This is a genomic window from Streptomyces botrytidirepellens, from assembly GCF_003721215.1.
GTDB classification, from domain to species: Bacteria; Actinomycetota; Actinomycetes; order Streptomycetales; family Streptomycetaceae; genus Streptomyces; species Streptomyces himastatinicus.
The window spans coordinates 1-3,992 of the sequence record NZ_RIBZ01000096.1 but is presented as its reverse complement, the minus strand read 5'-3'; the positions used below and the strand labels follow the sequence as shown (position 1 = coordinate 3,992).

Sequence of the window (3,992 nt, the reverse complement as noted above, 5' to 3'; positions counted from 1 at the left end):
CTCAGGGGCGGTCCGGCCCCGTCGGACCTCCGGCCCTGCCATCCGTGCCGCCCACACCAGACCGCTGGCCCGAACCACCCCCACCTCACCGAAGAGAAACCGGCCACCCATGCGACAGATCGTGCTTCAGCCCGACGGCCGACTCGCCGTCTACTCCACCGTCGTCGACGACCTCGTGATGTACGACGCCACACCGGACGAAGTCGCCGACGAGGCAGCCGACTTCGTCCGGGAAACGGCATCCCCCCGTGCCACACCCGAACAGGTCGCCGAACGCAGCAGGTGCGCTCGCGAAACCGCCCACCGCCACGCCGCATACGTCCTGGCCGGTGAACCACACCGCGCGTACAGGCACCCGCTGACATGGCAGGAAATCGAGGCCCTGACCGACAGCGAGACACACCCTCGCCCCTTCTGACCCCCGCCCCAACCTCCACACCCGCTCCGGCTCCCGAGCCCCTGGGCGCGCCGCCCGCGAGCCAAGGGGCCCCGGCTGGCCATCCCCGTCCGGCCCGACCGGGGGTTGTGGGACTAACCCTCTTGCGGGCCAGAGTCGGCGCAGCCGGTCACGCCCCGCACAGAACCCCCTTTGTGCGGCGGTGAGCGATCGGCCAGCCGGGCTCCCGCTACGGGAAGTGGGTGTTCGACGTCGACAGGGCTCAGAACCTGTTGGAGGAACAGCCCCGTGCCGTCGTACAGACCCCGGTTGCCGACTGGGTAGCCGCCTACCACCTGCACCTGCTCAAGCCGGAATATGAAGGCGCGACCTGGTATCCGGTCTTCGGCCCGGACCAGTCCCACTTCAATGCCGGACACGCGATGCACACCGAGCCCCCGCCTTCACCGCCCGCGCTCCGTGCCCAGCACGCGCCCTCATCACCACCGGCCCTCGCCCCCCGGGCTGCCGCTCGACGAAAGGAACTGCTGTGCAGCGCTACACCAACTGGACCGGTCTCCACTACGCCCTGCCCACCCTGACGATCCAGCAGGGGCGCATCAGCGTCCGCGCGGCCGCCCAGCACCGCGTACGCGGCTGGCGGAAAGGGGCCCACGCCTGCTTGGAGGAAGCCAGCAGGTGGAGGGCTAGGGCGGTCCGCACCGAGCAGCAGCACGCCAACGTGCCGCTGCCCGCCGGACTGCCCGAAGACTTCCCAGACCGCCGGTTCCTGATTTCCGCGGCGTACTCCCTGCTGCGCACCACCACCGCGACGTTCGAGGACATCGTGCGCATCGACGCCGCTGACGCCCCGGACACAAGGGTCCACGGCCAGAGCGAACCCGGTGACTACACCCTCACCTTCACCGCATGTGGCCGTGACTTGGTGGCCTACGCGGCAGCCCCGTCGATGTGGCTGACGACCGAGGCCCTGGCCCAGCTGGCCCAGGGCCGCTCAGTCCTCGGGCCGCGCGCCACTCAGTGATCCCCGCTACCAGCCGAGGGCCCGCACTGTCACCAGTGCGAGCCCTCGGCGCGTTCCGCTCCCTGCGGCGCGGCGGGGTGGGGTGGGGTGGTGGCGTTGCGGGGGTAACCGCCGTCCCCAGCACGGTCACTGCACACTCACCGACCATTGGGAGAAGCACCCGTGCCTGACACCACCGCACCCACCGCCGAGTTCCCGGACCTGTTTACCACCCGGCAAGCTCTGGATCAGGAGCTGACCGCCACCGGTACCTGGAAGGCCCTGCACACGGCCGTGCACGCCTCCACCCCCCGCCTGACCAGCCAGCCCCACNGCACACGGCCGTGCACGCCTCCACCCCCCGCCTGACCAGCCAGCCCCACCAGGACCCGGGCCATGAGCCGGTGTGCGGTCTGCGTTTCACCGAAGACACCCCTCGCACCGGCCAGGCCCGTACCAGGGGCACCGTCGTCATCACCCTCGACGGCATCCTCGCCGTCCGCGCCTACACCACCCCCGGCCACCGCTGGCTCACCGCCCTCCAGCACCTCGGTGACCTTCACCCCCACGCGCTCCGCCCCGGCGCACCGACCACCGCGCCTGCCGACTCCGCCACGCCCTCCTGGTCGCTGCGCCCCCACCTGAAGAACCGCAGCCTCTTCGGTCACCTCCAACCAGCCGAGCACGTACAGGCCCACACCCTCACCGAACTCCCGGACACCAACCGGGACGTCAGCGCCCTGCTCACGGTCACCCCCGACAACCGTGCCGCCTGCCCCGCCGCCTGGCTGCTCGCCGTCGGCTTCTTCCACGTGCTGACCACCGGCGCCCCGCCCGCCGGGCGGCCCTGACCCACGGCCGAGGTCACCGCCCACATCCTCCGGCCCCGTCCCGCACGCACACGGGACGGGGCCGGCGCATGCCCCGGACACGAACCAGCTCACCCCGCCACCTGCCCGCTGAGCGGGGGAGTCGGAGAGTGAGCTGCTTACCCGCTGTCCACGACAGTCAGCCCCGGCCGGGAATGCCCCGAACGGCTTTCCTCTCGTACGGCTGTGAGCGACCGGCAACGACCGCGCCGCGCCGTGCACACGCCAGCACCGCACCGCGCGGCCCGACATCCACTGCCCCCTTTGGCCACACTGACCCCCTCGCAGCCTGGAAGGACTCCCGTCCCCATGCCCCGTACTGCCACCGTGTCCCGGCCCCGCGCCCGCAGGATCGATGTCGCGCCGCTGCACCAGGCGGACCACTCCGCCTACCTCACCCTGCTCGACCTCACCACGTCCGGCATGGGCGTCCCTGTCGACCCCGACTGGATTTTCGCCCTTGCCCCGTTCCAGCAGCCGTTCGCCCACGGGCCACCCTCTGCCTGACCGCCCGAGCCCGCCGCCCCTCCCCTCCTGCCTCCGGTCCGCTGGCCCGGGGGGTGCGGGGCTTGGACCCTTCCGAGGCAGGGTTGTCCCGCTGGATGTCGCTCCCGCACGTGCCCCTGCCCCTGCGGTCGAGCGCCCGGCGCCCCTCGCCGAGCGCGAGCACCAGCCTTCGCCCGGACGTCCCACTGTGGCGCCCACCGTCACCCGTTCGTACAGCTCAAGGAGAAGCCCACATGTCTGAGCACACCCACCCCAGCTGGGTCGAAGCCGAGGCCGCCAAGGCCCTGGTTCCTGAGAACCGGCGCGCTGAATTCCTGGCACGACTTGACGGCGCCTCCTGGGTGCCGGTGAAGGAAACCCACCCGTTCTTGCAGGCGTACGCCGTCCGCACAGCCCTGAGCGGGGTCCCGGACGCCCACGAGGCCACCTACTCGCAAATCTGGACGACTCCGGGCCAGGAAGGTGAACGGCACCACACCGTCGTCGGCCTCCGGACGTCCCGGCAGGAAATCTTCTTCCTGGATGACGGGGACGTGACGATGCAGGGCGTGCTGATCCGACCCTCTTCCACGCCGCTGTGGGGCACCCGCCAGGAGGGTGCCCGCGCCCTCACCAGCGGCAAGACGCCAGGCGCGGCCCCGGCTGCGCCGGTACCGACCGCGCCGGAAACCGGGGCCCGCAAGTACCAGGGCCCAACACCGGCTCAGGTGCGCGAGATCGCCGGGCTCGTCGTAGGCGAGGACGTCACCCTCCTCCTCGCGGTTCTCGACAACATCAGCGAAGAAGACGTCGCCCTCCCCTTCACCGTTCTTGCCGTCATCGCTGACTCACGCGCCCGCTTGCAGGGCCGTAAGGGCGCCAAGGCTGCCGCCTCCCAGTACCGGCAGTGCGCCCACCACCTGCGGCAGGCCGCCGAAACCCTCGCACGCGCCGACGACCACACCGACGAAGAACAGGCCGCCACCGAAGACATGGCAGGCGCCTACGTCGAAGCAGCCGCCACCCACGCCCGCGAAGCCGACCTGACCGCCATCTGACACAGCCCCGCGGCACGGCGCGGCCCCGGACCGACGCCGGGCCGCCCGCCTCCCCATACCGCCGGAAAGCACCCAGGCCACCCGCACCGCCGCCCCGCCCCGCACGCCGCGCGCCGGGCCACCGGCGCACCCCACCGTCTCCTGACCACCGGCCCCGCCCTGTGTACGCACTCCGGGGC

Annotated in this window: 5 protein-coding genes; all 5 read left to right on the top strand. The window is 71.8% G+C overall.

What is annotated here, in order from left to right:
* Nucleotides 1-109 precede the first annotated feature (109 nt).
* The 5 genes from EEJ42_RS07560 (at nt 110) to EEJ42_RS50715 (ending at nt 3,813) form a co-directional block, all read left to right on the top strand.
* The gene (locus EEJ42_RS07560) at nt 110-418 is read left to right on the top strand and encodes a hypothetical protein (RefSeq protein ID WP_123099200.1); all 309 of its coding nucleotides are present in this window, start codon (nt 110-112) and stop codon (nt 416-418) included.
* A 508-nt stretch (nt 419-926) separates the two neighbouring features.
* On the top strand, nt 927-1,421 hold the full coding sequence (locus EEJ42_RS07555) for a hypothetical protein (protein WP_123099199.1): 495 nt from the start codon (nt 927-929) through the stop codon (nt 1,419-1,421).
* Between the two features lie 323 nt (nt 1,422-1,744).
* Nucleotides 1,745-2,251: a hypothetical protein gene (locus EEJ42_RS07545; protein ID WP_123099197.1), complete on the top strand. Its 507-nt coding sequence runs from the start codon at nt 1,745-1,747 to the stop codon at nt 2,249-2,251.
* A gap of 327 nt (nt 2,252-2,578) precedes the next feature.
* Entirely contained in the window at nt 2,579-2,776 is a 198-nt protein-coding gene (locus tag EEJ42_RS07540; RefSeq protein ID WP_123099196.1) for a hypothetical protein, read from the top strand.
* Between the two features lie 233 nt (nt 2,777-3,009).
* Nucleotides 3,010-3,813, top strand: coding sequence for a hypothetical protein (locus tag EEJ42_RS50715; RefSeq protein ID WP_184502985.1), 804 nt, complete (start codon nt 3,010-3,012; stop codon nt 3,811-3,813).
* Nucleotides 3,814-3,992: the final 179 nt, after the last annotated feature.